We start from the raw sequence: 21647 nt of genomic DNA, 5'->3' as shown, positions 1-21647 counted from the left end.
TTGTATCGTTTACTCATATTTTGGTTGTTCGGAATCATCCGTTTGGACAAGCGGGGCAACTTCAAAAGAGGGCAGCCCTTGCTTTACTTCCGTCGGTCCCTCGCCTTCCAGCGCTTTGATCCATTCCCGGATGATCGGCGCCACCTCATGGGCCGCATGGGTGGGCAGCGTGTGTTTGACTCCGGGGACGTAAGCGATCGAGGCCAACGGAAGTCCTTTTTGCAAAATTTTCATATAGGTCTTGAATTCCCGGTCTTTCTCCCCGCATAACAGCAAGACGGGCTGTCTGATTTCCGCAAGGTATCCCACGGCGGAATATTGGCGTGCGCCTTCCAAATATTCGGCCCATTTCGCCACGTCACCCGCCGTCGTTTCCTTTCGCAATCGGCGGAACGTTTCGATTCGGTCGGAATTGCTCCACAGAATCGGCAATGAGAGCAGCTCCTTCAACCGCCATCGCCCGGCAATCCTCCCCAGCCTCAGCTTCGCTCTCGTCTTCCATCCGGTAACTTGAGCCGCCCCTCCCATCAGGATCGCCCCGCGGAACCGTTCCGGATGCGCATGCAGGGCTTCCAGCGCAGCCATCGTCGCCACGGAATAAGCGCATAGGTACGCAGAGGGGATATCGAGCGCATCCATCAATCGGCAAGTATCTTGGGCGATCAGCGGAATGGTGAGGCGCTCGCCGGACGTACCGCTCTGTCCGTGACCCCGCATATCGAAGAGAAGAGACTTGTGATCTTGGGATAAATCATTGGACAAATAAGTAAAGATTCGGCTTCCTATGCAGGGTGGATGGAGAAACACGATGGGTAAGCCTTTTCCTTGCACGTGATAGTGCATCTCGATACCATTCGCTCGGATTCGGGGCATGCCGGGTTCACCTCAGTGAAGATGATATCCCTTAGCCTGCCCGATTTTCCCGGCTTTCCATCCGGAACACCCAATAACGACTTCCCGCATAATTCACTGCGGTTGAAATGAGGATCGAAGCCCCCTTCGCGAGCGCCGGCGTCCAACCCGCTTGCTCCAGGCCAAGCAGCAAGCCGGTGGCCAAACCGAAAGAAGCTCCGTTTACGACAGCAAACCGCATGATTTCGCTCCAACTGCTCCGTCCTCCGGAAGCGAATGTCCATTTACGGTTCAGCAAATAACTGCTGGCGACTCCGCAACCATAGGAGATGACCTGAGCCCAAACGGAAGGGAAAGCCAAACCATACACCAACGTGACAAAAACGGCGAAATCCACGCCCGTATTCATCAATCCGACGAGCCCGAACTTCGCCATTCTGATTTGTTCCTTGCTTAGCATGCTTCGCCCCCGTTCCGCGGCGTCAGAACATCTTGTAGCCGCCCTTGCGCAGTTTGCGGATGGCCCAGCCGCTGACGACCGCACCCGCGATGCTGGAGACGATGGACGGCATCCATACCGCGAGGAAAGATCCGAGCGTCGTGTCCGGTTTCCAGTAATGCCAAACGCCGAGCGGAATGAACACGATCACCCACAGCCAGACGGGCAGCCAGGTCGTTTTGATCAACATGTTCAATATGAAGCCGATGCCGAACAGCAGCACGAAGAACAGCAAGGCACCGACGATTTCCTGCAAAATTTCGAGCACGAACGAACGTCCTCCCTAGTGGAACTTTACTCAACAACAGTTTACAAGATCGGTTTTAGGCGCGTCAAACGAACAGGCTGTGAACAAACCCGCACAATCGGCCCCGTCCGTTTGCCCCCGTTCGTAAGCGTAAGCTACAATGGGGGAAAGCGATAACTGATCAGAGGAGAGATGTGCGAATGAGCGAAGCCGCTCAAACCCTAGAGGGCTGGTACGCCCTTCACGATTTTCGCGAAATCGACTGGACGGCTTGGAATCAAGCGAACGCGGCCGAGAAGAATGAGGCATTGGCCGATTTGATGACTTTCGTGGCCAAGTGCGAGGATGTCGAAGAACGCAAGGAAGGGAGCCTTGCCCTCTATTCGATCGTCGGCCAGAAAGCCGACCTCGTGTTTATGCATTTGCGCGAATCCTTGGAGGAGCTGAACGCTTTCGAGACGGCCTTCAACAAATCCGCCTTCGCCCGCTTTACCCGCAAAGCTTATTCCTATGTAAGCGTCGTCGAATTGAGCAACTATATGGGCCAGCCGGGAGTCGATCCGATGCAGGTGCCGGAAATCGCCGCCCGCTTGAAGCCCATCCTGCCCAAAACGAACCACATTTGCTTCTATCCGATGAACAAAAGGCGGTTGCTGCAGGACAACTGGTACATGCTTCCGATGGAAGAGCGCAAGGCGATGATGCGCAGCCACGGCATGATCGGCCGCGGCTACGCCGGCAAGGTCAAGCAAATCATCACGGGTTCCGTCGGCTTCGACGATTGGGAGTGGGGCGTCACGCTGTTCGCCGACGACGCGCTTCAGTTCAAGAAGCTCGTGTACGAAATGCGCTTCGACGAGGTCAGCGCGCGGTTCGGCGAATTCGGATCGTTCTATGTCGGCAACCGCTTGACGCGCGATTCTTTGGCGGATCTGTTTCGGTTCTAAGCAAGCGTTCGGGGCTGTTCCGGGGTACGATCGATTCCCCTGGAGTCAGCCCCGATTTCTCTCTCTGGAGCTGCCTTCGCCTTACCCCGCCGCTATAGCAGATCACCCCGGAATACCTCATGCCGATTGAAATCGGCCTGCAGTAGGAAATCCGGCGCTTGAACGGGAAATGGCGGCACGGGGATGAACTCCCTGCGCCGCCATTCCGTCAGTGTACAGCTCTCGAATTATTCCTCATCTGCCGCTTCGCGCATCTGGCGTTCCCACTCCGCGCGTCGTTGCTCTTCCAGGTATTCCTGCGTCATCCGGTCGCGTTCGCGGCCTTTCTCCTTCAGCCGTCCGATGGCGGGAACGATAAGCAAGTCCACCTCGGCCTGCACGATGGCCGACAAATCGTACCGATTCTGGGATTCCAGATAAGAGCCCACTTCCATCAGCGCGTTGTACCGGTCCAATTCCTCTCGGGTCAACAGGCCCCGCACCTGCACGCTGCAGTGTCTCATTACAGGAATTTGCCTTTGCGCAGCATCAGCGGTATGCCGCCGATGATGAACAGGTAGCGGAGGTCGATCGCTTTCTTCAGCCAAGCGGCTACGCGGCCTTTGTACTTCTTGCCGAACGCGATGCCGATCGCTTCGCCTTTGCCGAGCGAGGCGACGGTGCCCTTGCTCAGGTACGTGAAAGGCTTAAGCGGCTGGTTGCGGATCGACGCGACCAGGTTGTGGGCGCAGTTGACGCCGGCCTGCATCGCGATTTGCGCCGTAGGCGGATACGGACGGCCTTCCGGGTTAAACACGAGCGCGTTGTCGCCCAGGATGAACACGTTCTCGTGGCCCGGAGCGCGCATGAATTCGTCGACTTTGACGCGTCCGCGCATCGTTTCGAACCCGGCTTCCTCGATCAGGCGGTTGCCGCGGATGCCGCCCGTCCAGATGACGGTTTGCGCCTTGATTTCTTCGCCCTCTCCAACGATGACGCCGTCCGGCGTGCATTCCTTGATCGCCGTTCCGATCTTGAAGGTGACGCCTTTCTTCTGAAGCACTTGCATCGCGTATTCGACGAGCTCCGGATCGAAGCCCGGCAGCGCAGTCGGAGCCGCTTCGATATTGTAGATTTTGACGAGGGCGGGATCCACGTCGAACTGCTTGCACAGCTCGGGGATACGGTCGGAAAGTTCGCCGACGAATTCGATGCCGGTGAAGCCCGCGCCGCCGACGACGAACGTCAGGTAATCCGTGCGGTGCGGTTCGCGCTTGAAGCGGGCGAATTGGTATTCGATGTGCTCGCGGATCAGACGGACGGAGTTGATGCTCCGGATGTTCAGGGCGTTCTCAACCATGCCCGGAATGCCGAACGTTTCCGGCTCTCCGCCGAGTCCGATGACCAGGTAATCATAGGACAGCGTGCCGTCTTCCAGGATGACCTTGCGGTCTTGCGGCCGGATCTGCACGACGGTAGATTTGACGAAATCGATCTTGAATTCGTCGATCAGCTTCGAAATGTTGACCCGCGCGTTCTCCGGGTTGTCCGTTCCGGCGGCAGGCATGTGCAGGTGCGTCGTGATGTAGTGGTAGTCGTGCTTATTGACGAGCGTGACGTCCGCTTCATTATAATTCAATTCCTTCTGGAGACGAAGGGAGGTTAGAATCCCGCCGTAACCGGCCCCCAGAATGACAATTTTCGGTATGCTGCTCATCGCAATCCCATCCAATCGTTGTGTTTTGTCTGTCTTTTGTTTGTGAAAAATTACACAATGTCCGTCGTTGGCCTTCTTTCAGCCCATACAAGGAGAATCATAGCGAGTTTTCCGCCAAGTTTCAAGGTTCATTTTCACAATATTGTTTGGACGACTCCACAAAAAATCTTCCTTTGTTCGTTTCGCAAGCTTATAATGAGGAAAAATAAATAGACAGAGTTTTTGCAAATTTACGGAGGTGCACTCGGCTTTGACAAACACTCAACCATCCGCCGTTGACGTGGCGATTATCGGCGGAGGTCCCGCGGGCATGTTTGCGGCTTTCTACGGCGGCATGCGGCAAATGTCGGTCGCCTTGATCGAAAGCATGCCCCAGCTCGGCGGTCAGCTGGCAGCGCTTTATCCCGAAAAATACATTTACGATGTCGCCGGCTTCCCCAAGGTGACGGCCCAGGAGCTGGTCGACAATCTGAAAAAGCAAATGGAGCTGTTCCAAGCGGATATCCGTCTGGGCGAGAAAGTGCTGCAGGTCGTCAAGAAGGAAGAGCGTTTGTTTGAAATTGTCACCGATGCGGGCACGATCCATGCACGCGCCGTCATTATTACCGCAGGCGTAGGCGCTTTCGAGCCGAGACGGTTGGAGCTGCCGGAGGCGTCCCGCTACGAGAAATCGAACCTTCATTACTTCGTCGGGGATCTCGAGAAATTCCGAGGCCGGAGGGTGCTCATCAGCGGGGGCGGCGATTCCGCCGTCGACTGGGCGCTGATGCTCGAGCCGATCGCCGAATCCGTTACGCTCGTGCATCGGCGGGACAAATTCCGGGCCCATGAGCACAGCGTAGAGCTTCTGCATCGTTCGAAGGTGAACCTCGCAACGCCGAAAGAGATCACGGCGCTTCACGGGGAAAGCTCGATCGAACGCGTGACGCTGACCGACGTCAAGTCCGGCCAGGCAACGGAGCACGAAGTCGACGCGGTAATCGTCAATTTCGGCTTCGTCAGCTCCTTGGGCCCGATCGCGGAATGGGGACTGGAGATCGACGGAGGTTCCATCGTCGTGGATTCCCGTATGGAGTCGAGCATCCCGGGCATTTTCGCCGCGGGCGACATCACGACCTATCCCGGCAAGCTCAAGCTGATCGCGGTCGGGTTCGGAGAAGCGCCGACGGCGATCAACAACGCCAAAGTCTATATCGACCCGGACGCCAAGCTTTCGCCTGGCCACAGCAGCAACATGAAGCTGTAACCCGTTCCTCCGAAAGTGGCGTGAACCCGGCAGCAGGGGCCCCGAGAAGTAATCGGAATAGGCCTCGCAGGAAGGCTTCACTTTTTGGGGATAGAGTCAGGGGGAGCCCCCGAATATCTTGATTTGCAAACAAATTGGGCATCCTACTTCGCAAACCCGGTGTTAACCGTCGGTTTCGCGAAGGAGGGTGCCCTTTTTGTTGTGTCCGGTGTGCAATGGATTAATCCCCCTGGCTGCGTCTTGTCCTCGTTGCGGTGCCGTTGCCGAAGATGAAGGTCGTCGGGACGACTGGAGCGGTCCCTATGCCCCCTATGACCCCTCTCCGCTCGGCTCGTCCGCCGGCGCTTCGGCCTGCCAGCACTTGGCCCGCTGCACCGATTGCCGCGGCGACTTCCTCGTCGATGTCGGCGCGTGGCATGTCTAGACAGCCTGACCTTCCGGAAGCGTCAGCCGTCGGCGCCCGATCTCCGACCGGAGCATCCGGACGAATTCCCGGTCAAGCCGAAGTCGAACGGCGCTCCGGTAAGCGTCTAGCAACATTTCGTCTGAAAGCAGCGGCAGCATGTTCCTCACCCTTTCCGAATGATGGTATTTGGAGAAGTTCGTGAGGGCATCATAGCACGCCGCGGAGAAAGCGGACAAGCTTGCGGATGTCCACAGCGATTTGTGGATTTTCTGTTGATAATTTGTTGAAGAATGCTGTCGTCCCAAGCGTCGAACGGTGGGAATTGTGGATGAAGTTATGCACAATTTATGGATAACTCCAATTCATAAAAAACTTTCATCCCGCGCTTTCGGCTGATTAAAGGTTTTAATAGAAAATTATGTCAAATGCCGGAGATTACTGCGGTCGAGTATTGACTTCCAGAATCCAGATTTGTCCGTTGCGGTCGATGCCGTAATCGTACCCGAGCCGGCTCACGCCCGGAAAACGCCGTTCCAGCAAGCTTGTAGCCGTTCTCGTCAATTCCCGCATCTCCTGTTTCTTCGCTTCGACAACGTCTGGCGAGAGCGATTGCCGCAATCCTTCCGCAGCGGACAACAGGCTTCCCCCGCGGCACAGGTTCGTGACGAAGTACCCGCGCCGTGCCACCCTGCCTACCATGGAACGGAACTTCCACTGTCCGCCCGATTTGACGTACTTCACCCGGTAATCGATCGGTCTGCCGCGAATCTGGGCCAAATCGATCCCTTGTTGAATCAGGTAAGCCTTTCCCTTCCGGACGCGGTTCACGGCGTCAAGAAGGTCGCTGAAGTGGGAGAAGATCTGTCTCTGGGACCGATATGCATACGAATACGCTCCGTTTTCCCGCGCGATCTTGATCACCCCGTTGCCGCCCGCGCCGCGGACCGGTTTTACCACTACCGTGCCGTAACGGTCAAGCATCCTGCGCAGCCGCGAAGAACCGAACAGCTTGGAAGGCGGAATATGTCCGGCGATGTCCGGGTGTTCGAGCAAAGCCTTCGTTTTCAGCCATTTGCTGGCGAGCTGGCGCCCCGGTTGGTCATCCACGTCCATCATAGCCCCTTTCCCAAGATATTCCCTTATACCGTTATTCATACGCGATTCGAGGGACAAGTTCTTGTATGCTTGTCACCCTCGATTCGCCTGAACTCGGCGGCCGTCCGAACGCAAAGAACCTCCCGAATGGTTCGGGAGGTTCCGCGATTCCGTATTTCGTCCGGCTCAGCAGGCGTCCGGGTTCGGTTTGCCCGCGTCCGTCGCCGTACGGAACGACGAACCGCAGCCGCACGTGGCGACGGCGTTCGGGTTGTGGATGGTGAAGCCGCCGCCCATGGCGGATTCCTTCCAGTCGATCTCAACGCCGTACAAATACTTCGCGCTCTCTTCGTCCACGACGACCTTCAGACCATGGATATCCAGCACTTTATCGTCATCATGCTTCTCGTCGTCGAAGCCCATGCCGTAAGAGAAACCGCTGCATCCGCCTTCCTTGACGCCGATGCGCAGAAACAAATCCGGAGATTCCTCGGCCGCCAGCATTTCCTGGATTTTCGCGCTGGCGGATTCGCTGATATTCACCATGAGATCATGCCTCCCTCGCCGCTTGTTCCCTTACAGTATACCCCACGCGCCATGGCGCCTCAAGACTCATTTGCCGCCGGCGAGGGCGGCATCTCTATCTGACAAGAAACCGGCGCGTGTTACGCGCCGGCTTCTTCATCCTTCCACTCTTTCGTCGACGGAACTTGTCCCGCTAATGCCTTCAATTCGATCCGGCAGCGGAATTGCCCCTTCTCGCTCTGCAGGAAATCCGACAGTCTCCGGAACACCTGGGCAAGCTCGGGGCCGCTCGAATCGGTATCGAGCGTATAGCGGAACTGGTCGGCGGACGGACCGCGCACCCTGCCGCGCTCCAAGTCGCGCGTTTCGCTCTCTTGCAGGCGGCGCCATTCTTTGGACGGCTCGAATTTGTCCGATTTGCGGACGATATGCTCGTAGATCCGCTGTTTCTTGAGCCACATGTAGTACTGGATCGGGTTGGATAATCCCCAGGCTTGGCTTAAATCCTTGATCGTGTAGGCTTCCCTGTATTGGCGCAGCGTTTGGATTTTCTCCGTTTCTTCCATTTGCTCTAATTCGCTCAGCGGCAAAATCTCGATTTTCAGGATCATGCACCTTCCTTTTAGATAATCTTTAACTTTACCCTTCAACACTAACATAACCATTAAATGTTTATATTTCAAGTTGATTCCCATTTTTTCGCTGAAATATACTTTCCATCCGAATTCACTATTTGCAGTTGCCGGGGGATAAGCATAGGATTATAATGTTTACAGTTGAGGGACGGAAAACGATTAGCCGGCTATGACAAGTTATTTTTTTCACAATCATGGCACAACACCGACCAGGAGGCGGAAACACTTATGCTTGTCACGACGAAAGCGGCAGAGCGAATGGCGGAAATCGCCGATAAGGTGAGAAACGGCGAAAGACTGTCGTTCGAAGACGGCGTATTTCTATACCGTTCCGACGATTTGCTGACGATCGGCCAATTGGCGAACGAGGTCAATCTCAGCAAGAACGGAAGAAAAGTATATTTCATCGAGAATATGAGCCTTTATTTCACGAACGTCTGCGAAGCGCACTGCGCCTTCTGCAATTTCCGCAAGGACCAGGGAGACGAGGGAGCTTACACGCTGACGCCGGACGAAATGATCGCTTACGTGGAACAGCACATCCATCCCGGCGTCCGCGAATTCCATATCGTTGGCGGACATAACCCCCATGTTCCGTTCGAGTATTACGTCGAATCGATTCGCGCGCTCAAGCGCCGCTATCCGGACGTGACGATGAAAGCCTACACCGCGGCGGAAATCGACTTCTTTTCCCGCATTTCGGGGCTCTCCTACCGGGGAGTGCTGGAACGGCTCATCGAGGCCGGCCTCGAGACGCTCACCGGAGGCGGAGCGGAAATCCTGTCCGACCAGTACCGGAAAAAGATGCGCGTCGAGAAAGCGAACATCGAGCAGTACCTCGACGTCCACCGTACGGCCCACCAACTGGGCTTGCGAACGCATACGACGATGCTGTACGGGTCCGTCGAGTCGGTGGAAGAACGGGTTCAACATATGCTTCACATCCGCCAGCTGCAGGACGAGACGAACGGATTTCTCGTCTTCATCCCCCTCAGCATGCAGCCGATCAGCCCGAACGCCGGCATCCGGCGCCGGAACTCGGCATTCGAAGATCTTAAAGCGATTGCCATCAGCAGGTTGATGTTGGATAATATTCCGCATATCAAGGCTTACTTCATCAATATCGGAACCCAACTCACCCAAGTGGCTCTCACGATGGGCGCTTCCGACGCCCATGGCACGATCGTGCGCGAGCGGATCAGTCATTCGGCCGGAGCCTTGACGCCTGCAGGAATCACCCGCGAGGACCTGATCTGGCTGATCAAGGGCGCCGGAAGAATTCCGGTGGAACGGGATACGTTCTACAACGAAATTCGGGTATACGAGTGATGAACCGGCCCCGTCGGGTAGACGGGGTCTCTTCTGTGCCATACTATACGAACGACGACGGAAAAGGGGTAGCGAAAGTGAACAATGTAGTGGTTTTAGGCGGAGGTTACGGCGGCCTCACGGTTGTCCATGAATTGCTGGAATCGGATCTTCCGAAAGACGCCAAAATAACGCTGGTCGATCGGATGCCTTATCAAGGGCTGAAGACCGAGTATTACGCGCTGGCGGCCGGTACGGTTACCGACGTGGACATTCGGGTGGCCTTCCCGGTGCATCCGCAACTGGAGGTCGTATACGGGGAGATCGCGGGAATCGACTTCGAGGCTCGGACGGTTGCCGTGTCCGGGCACGATCCCCTCATTTACGACATCCTCGTCATTGCATTGGGATGTACGGACAACTACCACGGGATTGCGGGAGCGCCGGAGCATTCCTGCAGCATCCAGTCCTTGTCTTCCACCCGGCGTACGTATCAGCAGTTGAACGATATCCGGCCCGGTGGCCAGGTCACGATCGTCGGCGGCGGTCTAAGCGGCGTCGAGGTGGCGTCGGAGCTTCGCGAAAGCCGCCCGGACCTGAATATCCGGATCCTCGACCGGAGCGGCAGCATTCTGAACGGCTTCCCGGCCAGACTGCAGAAATACGTGTCTTCCTGGTTCCATGAGCATGACGTCGAATTGCGTTCTCATATTTCCATTACTTCGCTCGAACGAGGCGTCATCCACAACGGCGCGGAGGCCATTCCGACCGACGTGACCGTATGGACGGCGGGCATTCGTCCGGTCGATCTGGTCGCGAACATGCAGCTTCCGAAGGACAAGCAAGGCCGGCTGACCGTGAACGAATGGCACGAGCTTCCGGATTTGCCGAACGTCTACGTCGTCGGGGACTGCGCGTCCTCTTCGTTCTCGCCCAGCGGCCAATTGGCGGAAGCCATGGGCAAGCAAGTGGCACACGTCATCAAGGCGCGATGGGACGGCAAAACGATCCAACTGCCGCGGATCAAGCTCAAAGGCGTGCTCGGTTCCCTCGGCAAAAAAGCCGGTTTCGGGCTCATGGGCTCCACGCCGATCATCGGACGTGTCCCCCGCGTGCTCAAAAGCGGCGTGTTGTGGATGAGCAAACATCATATCGGATAGGATACGAAGACGCGAGGGGATTGCCACCTGCGGTTAGAGATCGTCCAATAGCTTATCCAGCGCGGATTTCTCGGCGTCTTGCTCTTCGATGGCTTTGAATATGAGGTCGTACAGCTCCTCGGCGGTCTCCGCCACGACGGTCTCGCCGTTGACGAGCGCATACGGAGACAAGTAGCACTCCCCGCAGTTGCCCAAGCAGCCGTACTCGACGACCTCGATGCGGGGATCCTGCTCGAGCCGTTCCATTACTTTGTCGGTACCGTGATGCATGTTGCTGACGCAAAATTCCACGATGTGCATGCGGCAAATCCTTTCCGGAAGCGAGCCCATCGCTGCGAACTTCCGTTTGAAATCGTTCCGAATTGTACTATAATAGAATTTGAAAGGAGTGGATGGACATGAGTGACAGCGTACAAAGCACGACCCAGTACGACGAAGTGCTCGAGGTGCTCGATAAATTGCGCCCCTTCCTCCAGCGGGACGGCGGCGACGTAGAATTGGTGGACGTGGAAGACGGCATCGTCAAGCTTCGCCTGATGGGCGCTTGCGGCAGCTGCCCGAGCTCTACGATCACGCTCAAAGCAGGGATCGAGCGCGCACTGCTCGAAGAAGTCGAAGGCATTCAAGAAGTCGTTCAAGTGTTCTGATTGATTTTCTACGGAACCGAAGTGCTCCAGAGGTCCTGCCTAACCGGCAGGACCTTTATTTTTACCGGGGGCTCCCCCTTCTTTCAGATTCGAGCGGATCGGGTCGAGTCCCCCGGATACGTCGATCGTATTTCCGGTAATGAAATCCGACTCCGGCTGACACAGGAACGTGATCACGCGGGCGACGTCCTGTCCCGTACCCGGCCGCCCTCTGGGCGATTCTTCGTCCAGGACGCCCTCCACCTCGGCAATTCCCTTCTCCTTGTTATCCCCCCGGATATCGCCCGGACAAATCATATTCACGGTAATCCCGTTCGCCGCTTCTTCGACGGCCAGCGTTTTGGTGAAGGAAACGAGCCCGACCTTCGCGGCCGCGTATACCGCCCGGTGGGGCCAAGACCTCGCTTCCGCCGCATGCCCGAAGCCGAAATGGATGATCCTCCCCCACCCCTTGCTTCTCATGCCGGGCAAGACGCGATGATCGAGCAGCATCGTGCCGACCAGGTTGCCGTTCATCAAATAATGGATGTCTTCCGTCCGGTAATCGGCGAACAAACGGCGCTCCCGGATGAAAGGCCCCGCGTTGTTGACGAGAATGTCGACCGTTCCGAGACTCCGTTCGACCTCTTCCACCAGACGGTCCGCTTCTTCCGGCCGGGCGATATCGGCGCCGATCGCGACCGCCCTTCTTCCCATGGCGGCAATCTCCGCCGCCGCTTCCTCGGCTTCGGCGCGGCTCGTGACGTAATTCAAGGCGACGTCGCACCCGGAGGCGGCAAGCTCCAGGGCCGTCCGTCGGCCCAGTCCCTTGGCGCTGCCCGTTATAAGCGCCGTTTTGCCTGTCAGCAAAGTGTTTTCGCCTCCTTCACTTTCCTCTAAGGCATCCGGCGCAGCCATTCGCAGGCAAAGCGGAAGGTATGCCTGAGCGTGCCGAGAACCATGTCCCAGCCCTCCTCGGAATCGGACAGGTGGGCGGCGAGGTTCTCGAGCTTTCCCGTCTCGCCCGGGCCCCCGTGCATCCGCCGGCCGGCTTTCAGGTCATCCTGCAGCTCCGCGTTCATGAAATGAATCTCCATGTTCCGCCTCGTCCGGAGACGGTCCATCGCTTCCCGCTTGCTCTCCTTGAGCGAGGTGAGCAAACCCTCGAGCTCCCCGTAGCGCCGGGTGTCGCGCAGCCGGCGAAGTACGGTGAAATAGGAAAACCGCGGCTTCACAAGCTCCGTTTTCAGCCCCAGCAGATCGTTAAGCAGCGTCCCCAGCTTGTCTAGCAAAGAGAACATGCGGATATAGGCGTTTTTGTCGAAATAGACGTGCCGGTTGTAATCTTGTTTCTCCGCATCGGACAGCTCGGACCAGCGATCGTGCCGGATCCGTCCGGCGAACAGGCGGGCGGCGAAGAGGCTTTCCTCCAATTCCTCTAACGAACGGAGAAGGCCGGCCGTCCATATCGCGAGCGTCAGGAAACGCGACGCTTGTCCGGGTTTGCCGGACGCACGTTCTTCTGTAAGCCGAATGAAGGTTTCCATGGCTTCCGCCGTCTCCCGGAGAAGTCCGTCCCATTGTGCCGGCGGCTCGCCGAGCAACGTTCGCAACAAATCGATTTCCTCCCGCAGACAGGCGTCCGAACTCGTCCCGTTCCCATTGTACCGTATGGAAGGCGGAAGGCTCAACCGATTCGCCTTGACCGCCCGGTCCCAACGCGCAAAAAGCCCCGAATGCTCGGGGCCTGGGATCCTGCGTCAAGACGGAAAAAATTCGGACCAACGCCGGTCCACCAGCTTCACGATGTCTTCGCGAGGGAACAATTCATCGGGATACCCGGGCTTCATCCTCGCATCGATTACGATCGGCAGCTTGTACGCCACGTGATGCCGCCCGGGATCGCTGACGGCGTAAATATCCGCGGCGGGATTGAAGCGGGTGAAGGTAGTCCAGAGAAAAGCGGTCTGTCCGTCCGCGATATCCGCGTCATCGGCCAAGATGACGAGCGGCCAAGGTGTGCCGGCCCGGTGCAGGAACTCCGCCAAGCGCGAGGCGAGTCCGGGATCTTCGGTATAAGCCGCCCCTTGCACGACCAAGCAGCCGCGGCAATAAGGCTTCAACCGGTCGACGCCGGGAATCGGCCCTCCCTCGTATTCGCGGGGCAATGGGCGAACCGGCTCTCCGACGCCCATCAGCACGGCTTTGCTGCCATGGTTCAGCCGGGGTCCCGTGTAGTCCAGCGTGTCATGCGACGTGTTGGCGAATACGAAAAGGTCTTGCGCCGGATCGAAGCGCTCCAGCACCGTTTCGAGCAGCAGCGGAAAATCGGCCAGGTCAAGCGAGCGATCGGTCAGCATAAGGAATTTGGTCAACGTGAGCTGGCCTTCCCCAAGAATGCGGAACGCCGTGCCAAGCGCTTCGCGGGAATAGCTCTCCCGGACCACGGCAGCGGCGAGCGAGTGGAACCCGGTCTCGGCATATGTCCACAGGCTCTTGACTCCCGACATCACGATCGGGAAAGCCGGCGAGAGCAGCCGCTGCAGGAATTCGCCGAGATAATAATCCTCTTGCCGGGGTTTCCCGACGACCGTTGCCGGATAAATCGCGTCTTTGCGATGCCACACGTGGTCGACGTGAAACACCGGGAAGTCGTGTTGAAGCGAGTAATAGCCGTAATGGTCGCCGAAAGGTCCTTCCGGCCTCCGCTCGAACGGGGGGACCTTCCCCACGATCGCGAACTCGGCTTCGGCGGGAATCCGGTGACCGCCGAGCGGGTTGTCCGCCATCGGCAGCTTCCCTCCCAGAATGAGCGAAGCGAGCAGCAATTCCGGCACGTTCTCCGGCACCGGCGCGATGGCCGACGCGATCAACGCGGGCGGTCCTCCGAGGAAGACGGAGACCGGCAGCGGCCGGTTCCGCTTCTCGGCTTCGTGATAATGGAACCCGCCGCCCTTATGGATCTGCCAGTGCATGCCCGTCGTCTGGGCATCGAAAATTTGCATCCGGTACATGCCCAGGTTATGTTGCTTGGGATGTTCGGGATGCTCGGTATACACGAGAGGCAGCGTGACGAACGGCCCGCCGTCCTCCTGCCAGCTCGTGATGACGGGCAAGCCTTCGAGCGGCTTCTCCCTTCTCGCCGTCTGCAGGACGGGCGCCTGATCCTGGGGCACCTTGCGCATACCAACCTTCACGAGGTCCAGCAGCATGTCCTTCTCCCGCCACAAGGCGGGAAGCGTCGGAGGGAGAAGCGTATCCAAAGCGCCAACGAGCCGCTTGGTCAGCGCTTCGGGCCGCGGGCCGAACGCCATGTCGACGCGGCGGCTCGTCCCGAACAGGTTCGTGACGACGGGAAACGGGCTTCCCTTCACGTTCGTGAATAGCAGAGCCGGGCCTTCCCGTTCGATGACGCGGCGGTGGATTTCCGCGATTTCCAGAACGGGATCGACCGGCGCATCGATGACCGCCAGCTGGCGATCCGCGCGAAGAGCCTCCAAGTAGGGCCGCAGCGAGGAATAAATCATGTCGGGATTCCGCCTCCGATTTCCAATACGACATTCACGGCTTCCATGGAACGGTTAAGCCGGATTACGTGCCTGACCGGTTGCCGGACAAATGCCGGGACCGCAGGGCGAGCAGGCAGATGACGCTGAACAACGCCGCAATGATCACCGTGTGGAGCAGAGCGGTGAAGACGTACACGTCATGGTCGTCGATCGTGATCGCCAGGAGCCCGCCGCTCAGCACTTGGAGACAGACGAGCAGCAGCGCCTGCCTTGCGATTCTGCCCAGCTCGGTTCCGGCTCCCGCTTTCTTCCGGATGAACCGGACGAGCGCAACGACCAGGAGCAGCATCAGCACGGCGGCAAGCCGATGCGCGAAGGCGACGCCGACCGATCCCGAGAGCTCGGGGATGACGTCCCCGTTGCAGAGCGGCCACCCCACGCAGGCTCCGCCCGATCCGGTGTGCCGAATGTAAGCGCCCAGGTAGATGACGGCGTAGCAATAGATCAAGGCAACGAGCGCGAAATGGTATACGGAACGCGGAACGGCTCCGGCAGCTTTGCCGTCCGCCGCTACGCTGACCGGCTGTCCCTGGCTTGAGGCCAGGCGCGAGGCATACGTATACAGCAGCCACGTGCTGGTGAAAGCGAACAGCGAGATGCCGAAATGCAAGGCCAGCACGGCGTCCGATTGGGGCCATTTGACCGCCATCGCGCCGAGAGCCGCTTGCAGGACCGTGAAGAATAACGCTGCCGAAGCGTACCAGACCGGCTCCTTGCGTTTCGCCGGTTTCCACAGCACAGTGGCGAGGAAGGCGGCCCCGACCAGCAGGCCGACTCCACCGCTAATGAGGCGGTGGGAATATTCCACCAGCGATTCGAGCGTGTACGCCGGAATGAACTTGCCGTTGCAGAGCGGCCAATCGGTGCCGCAGCCGGCTTGGGATTCGGTATTGGTGACAAGCACGCCGGCGATGAGCACGAGAAACATGCCGACGCAGGTGAGTAACGTTAGGATCCGATATTTGTGCAGGGTCATGCCCATCCCCGATTTCTTGTGAAAGTTGGCGCATGTTTGGCCATTTCCCATTATACAGAAGGCCGCCCGGCAATACCATGTTCAAACTGTGACGATTCCGATCGGACCGTACGCAACCAAGTAAAACGGCTACGGCGTCCTTTTCGGACGGATAGACGTTTATTCGGAGGTGATTCAGAAAAGGATAGCGGATTATAGTACTTTCTGAATCAAGCAAAAACCTGCCGGTCGCATCCCGGCAGGCTCGGATTCCGTTCATGGGAACGGCTGCCGGAAGAATCCGGCAGCCGCCAGGCGGTTACTTCTTGAGCAGTTCGGCAGGTACTTCGGGACGGTGTCCGGCTGCAAAACAAGCAGTGGTGACAAAAATGACTGCCGCCAGCCCCAAACCCGTGGCCAATAAACGCACCAACTTCGTTTTCATCTTCGCCTCACCTCCTTTTGATTGGGATTAGGGTAAGCGAAACGAGAAATAAAGCGGTCGCCATGATGCCCGACTGGATGAAAAGACTGGATGCAACAAGCAGCAGAGCGCCATATTTCATCTGCTGCAGCGTACGCTCGGAAATGCGCGTTTTTCCTCTCAAGTCAGCGGGAGCGAAACGCCACACCAGTAAAGCACTGATCGCGGTAAAAACGTAAAGCACCGGCTTGCCGGCAGGAATATACGGGATCAAGGTAACGGCTGCAGTAGACAGGACGATGCACAAGGAAGGAGGGTTGATATGGTAGCCACCGGCGAGCAGCCTCAGAGCGGCCATGGATGCCAAAGAGAGCAGGGTAGCCGAAAAGTTGCCGCCCAGCCATCCGATGATAAGGCTCAGAACGATGACGCATCCATTGGTCAATAGCCCGATCAGAGCGAATTTCATCACTTCTTGGCTGACATTCCGGCGGTCGTTGTGGCGGTAGAGATAACCGCTGATTCGTTCGGAAACGGCCTCGATCAAGCTCCCATCTCCTTTTTGTAGGCAAAGTTCAGGATAATCAAAATCGTAAGCAAGCACCCTGCCCCGACTGCTGTCGTCACATAGCCTCTCTTGACCACATTATGGACGACGCCCGTAATGATCAGGCTTCCCGCAACGGATATGCAGAACAGAATCAGATTGAGGCCGGTCAATTTCACCTTAACCCGCACGTCATCGGGAACGAAAATGAATCCGAGTCTCTTCTGGTTTAACCATATAGCAATGGCGAGGGTGATGACGGAACAAAGCAGCTGCATCAATTTGAGATGGAGCAATGGAGTTAAGATGTCTTCGATGGGGATCCAGATCTGCAGTCCTATCAGAACCACGCATTGAATGACGACATAACCCAAATAGCCGCTGACGGACATTAGGAACGAATAGAACGGATGCACCCGAAACAACAGCCAAATAAAAACGATGAGCCATAACAGGATCAAAATCGGCGTGTAGCTGTCTAAATGGAACACCATCCGCATCAGATACGAAGTTTGAGCCATGACGGCGGAGGCGAGAATCGCAAAAGGCAAGTGTCTTCTCATCGGAAAGCGAAAAACGGCCATAATCAACAAGTACACGACTAAAGCTTCAAAGGTATTGATCGAAAAATCCAATAAAAAATCTTGCATTCTATTCCCCCACGGCTGTCTCTTCTATCTGTATTCGTTTCCATTTTACCTCGAAAAGGAGGAAGATGAAAGATTTTTAACCAAAATGCCTGTGCCGATTAGAAGAAAATAGAAAAACCTTTCTTCCGGCCGGAAGAAAGGTTGATCGGTTGGCCGCGCCGGAGTTCACGCTTGCGCCGGCATCGCTTCCGAGACCGCGATCGCACGGTCCAGGAACTGTTCGATTTCTTCCCGGGTTTTGCGGAGCTTGCTGACGAAGCGGATCAGCTCCCGGCCGTTCCGGAAAGCGATGAAGCTGGGAATGCCCAGGATGTTCAGTTCGGAGCAGAGATCGGGCATGTCGTCCCGGTCGATCTCGACGAACGCGATTTTATCCGCATAAGCCTTCTCCACATCGGGCATAAAAGGTTCGATGTAATGGCAGTCCTTGCACCAAGTCGTCTTGAATACGGCCACCGTCAAGCCTTCGCTTGCGGCCCGTTCGCGAAAAGCGGACTCGTCCGTGATGCGCTGCATGCTGTCTCCTCCTTAAAGGGCCCCGCGTAAAGGCCGAATATCGTACGGATATTATACGCCTGAGGGTAACATGCATCAAGTGTTCGCCGCCCTCAAGCTCCGTGCCGTGAAAATCGCAGAAAAGGAGCTTTGCCGTGTGACATCGATTTGGGAGATCGCCGGCGCGCTGGCGCGCGGCTTCGTTCGGAAAACAACGGCCTGGCGGCGTTCTTCCGTCCTGACGGCCGAACGGGCGGCGCTGGCCGTCCCGGACAAAGCCGTTCGGGAAATCGCGCTGCTGCTGGAGAATAAGCTTGAACGATCCGGGGCAGCCGGCGGCCGTCATGCCGCTGGACCCCCGAAGAAGGAACAGGCCGAACTGGCGTCTCGGATCCGCAAAGAAACCCAGGCGTGGAACCTTAATAACGTGACGCGCACGCAGGCTTATTGGAATATGTACCGGGAGTATCCCGAGCTTCACTGGGCGCTGCTGGCGCATCTCGTGTCCCGCAACGGCGGCTGGTCCATGACCGACCTGAAAGGGGAATGGCTGCCTCGGCTGCTGAGGCCGGAATCGGCCGAGGTCCAATTCGCCCTGCTGGAGGCCTGCAACGCGCTCATCTTCCGCGATGCCTACCCCCAGCTGAAGCTCTACGCGGAAAGCCGCATATACGGAATGCCCTTGTTCGCGCTGCTGCCTTCGTTCGGCGTTTCCTCCTTCATGGCGCCGTTCTGGGAACGGTTTTGGAGCACGCGGGAGTCTGCCCTGCTCACGGTCGCTTTGATCATCAACGAACAGCACGTCATCCAAGGACCGGTCGTGGAACGTGCCTTCTTCCGGGAACGCGTCTTCGAGTCGCTTTCTTTCCGCGCGATCCCGTATCTGCAAACGAACCAGATCGTGTTTCCCCTCCTGAGCGCAAGCCGCAATGCCGGCCGACCGATCCCCCTGGCCGGCAGGGTACTCGAGAACTTCCCGGATTTGCGGGAGCGCGTCGAGTTCGGCAAAAGCCTGTACGCGATGCTGTTCGGCTACCCCAGGGTGCTCACCGAGGCGACGGCCTTCGCGGCGAAGGTGCCGCATACGGGTTCCCGCAGCGACTACTGGCCGGAGCGGTTCTCCGCCGCCAAGAGAAAAACCGGCGGGACGTCCCCCGACCGGGACTTCTCCGCCGGCATTCGATGGTACAGTCCGCCGCTCGAAGCGGCATGGCCCGACCGGCCGTTGCCGGAATCGGCGCCGCCGGACTGGTTCCGGGACCGGTCGGCACTCGCCTATCTGACCCCGCTTAAGGCGCCGCGCATCATCGATATGACCGCGGAGCATCTGCTGGGCCAGCACAAATGGCAGGCCGCCGTCCGTTTGAAGCAAGACGTCTTCTAAACGCCGCGCGCCCGGCTCCCCCGGATGCGGAATAGAGGCGCGAGCAGCTTGCGCAGGGGTCTCGGGTAAGATTCCGCCTCTTCCCGGGTTATCACGTTCAGCATCACGAGCAGAGTCGGGTAGAGGCCCGCCGCCGCGAAGCCCATCGCCGCGAAGGCGAGCAAATAGCCAACCTTGTCCGGCACTCCGCTCAGAAGGTTCAGCACGCCCCACTCCAGCCCCCACAGAACGCCGGCCACCATCGCGATCGTCGCCAGGAATCCGGCCCAACGGCGCGGCTCGATCACCTGCATGGCGGTGCGCTTCTTCAGGCTGAGAATGTTGAAGCCGAGCGCCCAGATGAAGCAGAAGGACGTGGCGAGAATGAGGCCGTACACGCCAAGCCACGGAGCGAGCGCGAAGCTGAGCGCGATCTTGATGAGCATGCCCGTTATGACGTGCATCGTCGCTTTGCGGGGTTGTCCGATCCCGATCAGCATCGAGTTCGTGATCATCATGCCGATCTGGAAAATCGTCCCGAACGTCAGCATGGCGACGATCGGACTTCCCTCGCTCGTACTGAACAGCAAAGCATTGACGCTGTAAGCGCCGACGGACATGACCAGCACGATCGGCATGCCGCTGAAAACGGCGATCCGGATCGCCAGCGACGCCTGTTTCCCGACCTTGACCTTGTCGCCCGTCGCATAAGCCGAAGAAATGACCGGGATGATCGATTGGCCCAAAGCCACCGCCAGGATCACCGGGATGCCGGCAATCGACTGCGCGCGCTGGATCAGCACGCTCCCCCACATATAGATCGTGTCTGGGGCGAAGTGCCCGCTGAGCAGCGGCTTGATGAGGATCGAATCCAGCGTGTACGTGAGCTGTACGGTGACGGAAGTAAAGATAATCGGAACGGAAAGCCGGAACAGCTCGCGGTAAATACCCGACAGCTTCAATCTGCCGGCCGGCTTCGACCGCCGGTTTCCCCCGGACGCCTTGTCGCCCGCGGACAGCTTGCGCGCGTAATAGAGCATGACCAGGAATGCGCCGATGCTGCCGAACACGCTGCCGAACGAGGCGCCGGCGGCGATGCTCTCGTCGCCCCAGCCCCACGCGGCGAACGTGAACGCGATTCCGATCGCCGCTGTCACCCGGAGAATTTGTTCGACGATTTGGGAAATGCCGCCGGCGGACATATACTGGCGTCCCTGGAAATATCCGCGCATCATCGCGATCACGGGAAACAGCAGCAGCGACGGCGCGATGGCGCGAATGGAGGCCGCCGCTCCCGGCTCGTTCATGATCGAGTCCGCGATGAGCGGGGCGAGCCCAAGCATGAACAGCGTGATCACGAGGCCGGCAGCGGCGCCGAACAGCAGCGCGGCGCGGTAGATTTGACGCGCCTCGTCTTCCCGTCCGAGCGCGTATCGCTCGGACACCATCTTGCTCAATGCGCTGGGCAGACCGGCCGTGGCCACCACGAGAAGAAACAGATAAACGTTGTTGGCCACGCCGTAGTAGATATCGCCCTGGTCGTTCAGCACGTGCTCGAGCGGCACCCGCTGGAACAGGCCGAGGGCCCTCGCCGTTAGCGCGGCCGCGGCGAGGATGAGCGTGCCTTTAAGGAGCGTGTCTTTTTTCACCGGATGTCAAGCCTCGATTCAGCGGATCGCTTCAAGAGGCTGATGGTTCCCCCGTACCGGCTTCTGCGTGCCGGACGGCGCCGCCCATTTCACGCCGTTGGAGATAACGCGGCGCACCAGCGGGTTGTAATACGTCGGATACGTCTCATGGCCCGGACGGAAGTAGAAGATTTTGCCTTGTCCGCGGCGCCAAGTGCAGCCGCTGCGGAACACTTCTCCGCCTTCGAACCAGCTGATGAAAATGAGCTCGTCCGGCGCCGGAATGTCGAAGTGCTCCCCGTACATTTCCTCCGGCTTGATTTCGAAATGCTCCGGAATGCCGGCGGCGATGGGATGGGACGGATCAACCGTCCAAATGCGCTCCTTCTCGTTCGCCTCGCGCCACTTCAGATCGCAGCTCGTACCCATCAGCTTTTTGAAAATTTTGGAGAAATGGCCCGAATGAAGCACGACGAGACCCATGCCGTTCAGGACCCGCTCGAACACGCGGTCCACGATCGCGTCGTCCACCTCATGGTGTGCCATGTGGCCCCACCAAACCAGCACGTCGGTGTTGTCCAGCACTTCCTGCGTCAGCCCATGCTCGGGCTCCGGCTGCGTTGCCGTTCGGACTTGAAACTCCGGATCCCCTTCGAGCCCTTCCGCGATCGCGCGGTGCAATCCTTCCGGATATACGCGGCGGACTTCTTCGTGAATTTGCTCATGCTTGAACTCGTTCCATACCGTAACGCGAACCATATGTACTCCTCCTAG

General features: G+C 58.1%; 27 protein-coding genes. 6 read left to right on the top strand and 21 right to left on the bottom strand.

Annotated features, from left to right (window positions below):
- Positions 1–9 precede the first annotated feature (9 nt).
- Genes GE107_RS14755 through GE107_RS14745 form a run of 3 tightly spaced genes read right to left on the bottom strand, consistent with a single transcriptional unit; the run spans position 10 to position 1610 of the window.
- Entirely contained in the window at positions 10–873 is an 864-nt protein-coding gene (locus GE107_RS14755; RefSeq protein ID WP_219640740.1) for an alpha/beta fold hydrolase, read from the bottom strand.
- 31 nt (positions 874–904) lie between these two features.
- A complete protein-coding gene (locus GE107_RS14750; protein WP_219640739.1) occupies positions 905–1312 on the bottom strand; it encodes a GtrA family protein in 408 nt (135 codons plus the stop codon).
- A 22-nt stretch (positions 1313–1334) separates the two neighbouring features.
- A complete protein-coding gene (locus tag GE107_RS14745) occupies positions 1335–1610 on the bottom strand; it encodes a YuiB family protein (RefSeq protein ID WP_219640874.1) in 276 nt (91 codons plus the stop codon).
- A 188-nt stretch (positions 1611–1798) separates the two neighbouring features.
- Here GE107_RS14745 and hemQ point away from each other — a divergent pair, with 188 nt between their 5' ends.
- Positions 1799–2545, top strand: coding sequence for a hydrogen peroxide-dependent heme synthase (hemQ, locus tag GE107_RS14740; RefSeq protein WP_219640738.1), 747 nt, complete (start codon positions 1799–1801; stop codon positions 2543–2545).
- Positions 2546–2772: 227 nt separating this feature from the next.
- Here the strand turns inward: hemQ and GE107_RS14735 are convergent, their stop codons facing one another.
- Together GE107_RS14735 and GE107_RS14730 are read right to left on the bottom strand one after the other, a co-directional pair.
- Positions 2773–3048, bottom strand: a complete 276-nt coding sequence (locus GE107_RS14735; RefSeq protein ID WP_219640737.1) for a hypothetical protein — start codon at positions 3046–3048, stop codon at positions 2773–2775.
- Positions 3048–4241 carry an NAD(P)/FAD-dependent oxidoreductase gene (locus GE107_RS14730; protein ID WP_219640736.1) on the bottom strand — a complete coding sequence of 398 codons (1194 nt, stop codon included), beginning with the start codon at positions 4239–4241 and terminating at the stop codon, positions 3048–3050. The genes GE107_RS14735 and GE107_RS14730 overlap by 1 nt, the downstream gene beginning before the upstream one ends.
- Positions 4242–4491: 250 nt before the next feature.
- Between GE107_RS14730 and GE107_RS14725 the strand changes: the two genes are divergently transcribed.
- Positions 4492–5487, top strand: a complete 996-nt coding sequence (locus GE107_RS14725) for an NAD(P)/FAD-dependent oxidoreductase (RefSeq protein WP_255570490.1) — start codon at positions 4492–4494, stop codon at positions 5485–5487.
- Between the two features lie 220 nt (positions 5488–5707).
- Here GE107_RS14725 and GE107_RS14720 read toward each other — a convergent pair whose 3' ends face one another.
- The 5 genes from GE107_RS14720 to GE107_RS14700 form a co-directional block, all read right to left on the bottom strand.
- On the bottom strand, positions 5708–5905 hold the full coding sequence (locus GE107_RS14720; protein WP_219640734.1) for a hypothetical protein: 198 nt from the start codon (positions 5903–5905) through the stop codon (positions 5708–5710).
- A gap of 2 nt (positions 5906–5907) precedes the next feature.
- A complete protein-coding gene (gene sda, locus GE107_RS14715; protein ID WP_370636429.1) occupies positions 5908–6051 on the bottom strand; it encodes a sporulation histidine kinase inhibitor Sda in 144 nt (47 codons plus the stop codon).
- A 277-nt stretch (positions 6052–6328) separates the two neighbouring features.
- A complete protein-coding gene (locus tag GE107_RS14710; RefSeq protein WP_219640872.1) occupies positions 6329–7006 on the bottom strand; it encodes a YheC/YheD family protein in 678 nt (225 codons plus the stop codon).
- Positions 7007–7174: 168 nt separating this feature from the next.
- Entirely contained in the window at positions 7175–7534 is a 360-nt protein-coding gene (erpA, locus tag GE107_RS14705) for an iron-sulfur cluster insertion protein ErpA (protein WP_219640733.1), read from the bottom strand.
- 119 nt (positions 7535–7653) lie between these two features.
- On the bottom strand, positions 7654–8124 hold the full coding sequence (locus tag GE107_RS14700) for a hypothetical protein (RefSeq protein WP_219640732.1): 471 nt from the start codon (positions 8122–8124) through the stop codon (positions 7654–7656).
- A gap of 252 nt (positions 8125–8376) precedes the next feature.
- Here GE107_RS14700 and mqnE point away from each other — a divergent pair, with 252 nt between their 5' ends.
- Positions 8377–9477: an aminofutalosine synthase MqnE gene (gene mqnE, locus GE107_RS14695; protein WP_219640731.1), complete on the top strand. Its 1101-nt coding sequence runs from the start codon at positions 8377–8379 to the stop codon at positions 9475–9477.
- 77 nt (positions 9478–9554) lie between these two features.
- A complete protein-coding gene (locus GE107_RS14690; RefSeq protein ID WP_219640871.1) occupies positions 9555–10616 on the top strand; it encodes an NAD(P)/FAD-dependent oxidoreductase in 1062 nt (353 codons plus the stop codon).
- 33 nt (positions 10617–10649) lie between these two features.
- Here the strand turns inward: GE107_RS14690 and GE107_RS14685 are convergent, their stop codons facing one another.
- Positions 10650–10916, bottom strand: a complete 267-nt coding sequence (locus GE107_RS14685; protein WP_219640730.1) for a YuzB family protein — start codon at positions 10914–10916, stop codon at positions 10650–10652.
- Between the two features lie 98 nt (positions 10917–11014).
- On the opposite strand from GE107_RS14685, the gene GE107_RS14680 reads away from it, so the two are divergent.
- The gene (locus GE107_RS14680) at positions 11015–11263 is read left to right on the top strand and encodes a NifU family protein (RefSeq protein ID WP_219640729.1); all 249 of its coding nucleotides are present in this window, start codon (positions 11015–11017) and stop codon (positions 11261–11263) included.
- 39 nt (positions 11264–11302) lie between these two features.
- Here GE107_RS14680 and GE107_RS14675 read toward each other — a convergent pair whose 3' ends face one another.
- The 8 genes from GE107_RS14675 to GE107_RS14640 all read right to left on the bottom strand — a co-directional run bounded on the left by GE107_RS14675 (position 11303) and on the right by GE107_RS14640 (position 17903).
- A complete protein-coding gene (locus GE107_RS14675) occupies positions 11303–12109 on the bottom strand; it encodes an SDR family oxidoreductase (RefSeq protein ID WP_255570511.1) in 807 nt (268 codons plus the stop codon).
- Between the two features lie 29 nt (positions 12110–12138).
- Positions 12139–12858: a Cthe_2314 family HEPN domain-containing protein gene (locus tag GE107_RS14670; RefSeq protein ID WP_219640727.1), complete on the bottom strand. Its 720-nt coding sequence runs from the start codon at positions 12856–12858 to the stop codon at positions 12139–12141.
- Between the two features lie 144 nt (positions 12859–13002).
- Positions 13003–14769, bottom strand: a complete 1767-nt coding sequence (locus tag GE107_RS14665; RefSeq protein WP_219640726.1) for a UbiD family decarboxylase — start codon at positions 14767–14769, stop codon at positions 13003–13005.
- Between the two features lie 64 nt (positions 14770–14833).
- Positions 14834–15787 (bottom strand): COX15/CtaA family protein, encoded by a 954-nt coding sequence (locus GE107_RS14660; protein ID WP_219640725.1) that lies wholly within the window; start codon positions 15785–15787, stop codon positions 14834–14836.
- Between the two features lie 298 nt (positions 15788–16085).
- Positions 16086–16211: a cyclic lactone autoinducer peptide gene (locus GE107_RS14655; RefSeq protein WP_219640724.1), complete on the bottom strand. Its 126-nt coding sequence runs from the start codon at positions 16209–16211 to the stop codon at positions 16086–16088.
- A gap of 7 nt (positions 16212–16218) precedes the next feature.
- Positions 16219–16737 (bottom strand): accessory gene regulator ArgB-like protein, encoded by a 519-nt coding sequence (locus GE107_RS14650; RefSeq protein WP_219640723.1) that lies wholly within the window; start codon positions 16735–16737, stop codon positions 16219–16221.
- The gene (locus tag GE107_RS14645; protein WP_219640722.1) at positions 16734–17288 is read right to left on the bottom strand and encodes a hypothetical protein; all 555 of its coding nucleotides are present in this window, start codon (positions 17286–17288) and stop codon (positions 16734–16736) included. The genes GE107_RS14650 and GE107_RS14645 overlap by 4 nt, the downstream gene beginning before the upstream one ends.
- 264 nt (positions 17289–17552) lie before the next feature.
- Complete coding sequence (locus GE107_RS14640; RefSeq protein ID WP_219640721.1) at positions 17553–17903, bottom strand: thioredoxin family protein; 351 nt, start codon at positions 17901–17903, stop codon at positions 17553–17555.
- Between the two features lie 136 nt (positions 17904–18039).
- Here GE107_RS14640 and GE107_RS14635 point away from each other — a divergent pair, with 136 nt between their 5' ends.
- Complete coding sequence (locus GE107_RS14635; RefSeq protein ID WP_219640720.1) at positions 18040–19266, top strand: DUF2515 family protein; 1227 nt, start codon at positions 18040–18042, stop codon at positions 19264–19266.
- On the opposite strand, the gene GE107_RS14630 is transcribed toward GE107_RS14635, so the two are convergent.
- On the bottom strand, positions 19263–20894 hold the full coding sequence (locus GE107_RS14630; RefSeq protein WP_219640719.1) for a putative polysaccharide biosynthesis protein: 1632 nt from the start codon (positions 20892–20894) through the stop codon (positions 19263–19265). The genes GE107_RS14635 and GE107_RS14630 overlap by 4 nt on opposite strands.
- 18 nt (positions 20895–20912) lie before the next feature.
- Positions 20913–21632, bottom strand: coding sequence for a ThuA domain-containing protein (locus tag GE107_RS14625; RefSeq protein ID WP_219640718.1), 720 nt, complete (start codon positions 21630–21632; stop codon positions 20913–20915).
- Positions 21633–21647 lie beyond the last annotated feature (15 nt).

The sequence above is a fragment of the Cohnella sp. CFH 77786 genome, assembly GCF_019400745.1.
Taxonomy (GTDB): Bacteria; Bacillota; Bacilli; order Paenibacillales; family Paenibacillaceae; genus Cohnella.
This window is presented reverse-complemented; position numbering and strand designations above follow the sequence as displayed.

What these genes read in the sequence shown, in the direction of transcription:
- GE107_RS14755 (WP_219640740.1), bottom strand. Translation starts at nt 873, where the DNA reads ATGCCCCGAATCCGAGCGAATGGTATCGAGATGCACTATCACGTGCAA.
- GE107_RS14750 (WP_219640739.1), bottom strand. Translation starts at nt 1,312, where the DNA reads ATGCTAAGCAAGGAACAAATCAGAATGGCGAAGTTCGGGCTCGTCGGA.
- hemQ (WP_219640738.1), top strand. Translation starts at nt 1,799, where the DNA reads ATGAGCGAAGCCGCTCAAACCCTAGAGGGCTGGTACGCCCTTCACGAT.
- GE107_RS14735 (WP_219640737.1), bottom strand. Translation starts at nt 3,048, where the DNA reads ATGAGACACTGCAGCGTGCAGGTGCGGGGCCTGTTGACCCGAGAGGAA.
- GE107_RS14730 (WP_219640736.1), bottom strand. Translation starts at nt 4,241, where the DNA reads ATGAGCAGCATACCGAAAATTGTCATTCTGGGGGCCGGTTACGGCGGG.
- GE107_RS14720 (WP_219640734.1), bottom strand. Translation starts at nt 5,905, where the DNA reads ATGCCACGCGCCGACATCGACGAGGAAGTCGCCGCGGCAATCGGTGCA.
- sda (WP_370636429.1), bottom strand. Translation starts at nt 6,051, where the DNA reads ATGCTGCCGCTGCTTTCAGACGAAATGTTGCTAGACGCTTACCGGAGC.
- GE107_RS14710 (WP_219640872.1), bottom strand. Translation starts at nt 7,006, where the DNA reads ATGGACGTGGATGACCAACCGGGGCGCCAGCTCGCCAGCAAATGGCTG.
- erpA (WP_219640733.1), bottom strand. Translation starts at nt 7,534, where the DNA reads ATGGTGAATATCAGCGAATCCGCCAGCGCGAAAATCCAGGAAATGCTG.
- GE107_RS14700 (WP_219640732.1), bottom strand. Translation starts at nt 8,124, where the DNA reads ATGATCCTGAAAATCGAGATTTTGCCGCTGAGCGAATTAGAGCAAATG.
- mqnE (WP_219640731.1), top strand. Translation starts at nt 8,377, where the DNA reads ATGCTTGTCACGACGAAAGCGGCAGAGCGAATGGCGGAAATCGCCGAT.
- GE107_RS14685 (WP_219640730.1), bottom strand. Translation starts at nt 10,916, where the DNA reads ATGCACATCGTGGAATTTTGCGTCAGCAACATGCATCACGGTACCGAC.
- GE107_RS14680 (WP_219640729.1), top strand. Translation starts at nt 11,015, where the DNA reads ATGAGTGACAGCGTACAAAGCACGACCCAGTACGACGAAGTGCTCGAG.
- GE107_RS14665 (WP_219640726.1), bottom strand. Translation starts at nt 14,769, where the DNA reads ATGATTTATTCCTCGCTGCGGCCCTACTTGGAGGCTCTTCGCGCGGAT.
- GE107_RS14660 (WP_219640725.1), bottom strand. Translation starts at nt 15,787, where the DNA reads ATGACCCTGCACAAATATCGGATCCTAACGTTACTCACCTGCGTCGGC.
- GE107_RS14655 (WP_219640724.1), bottom strand. Translation starts at nt 16,211, where the DNA reads ATGAAAACGAAGTTGGTGCGTTTATTGGCCACGGGTTTGGGGCTGGCG.
- GE107_RS14640 (WP_219640721.1), bottom strand. Translation starts at nt 17,903, where the DNA reads ATGCAGCGCATCACGGACGAGTCCGCTTTTCGCGAACGGGCCGCAAGC.
- GE107_RS14625 (WP_219640718.1), bottom strand. Translation starts at nt 21,632, where the DNA reads ATGGTTCGCGTTACGGTATGGAACGAGTTCAAGCATGAGCAAATTCAC.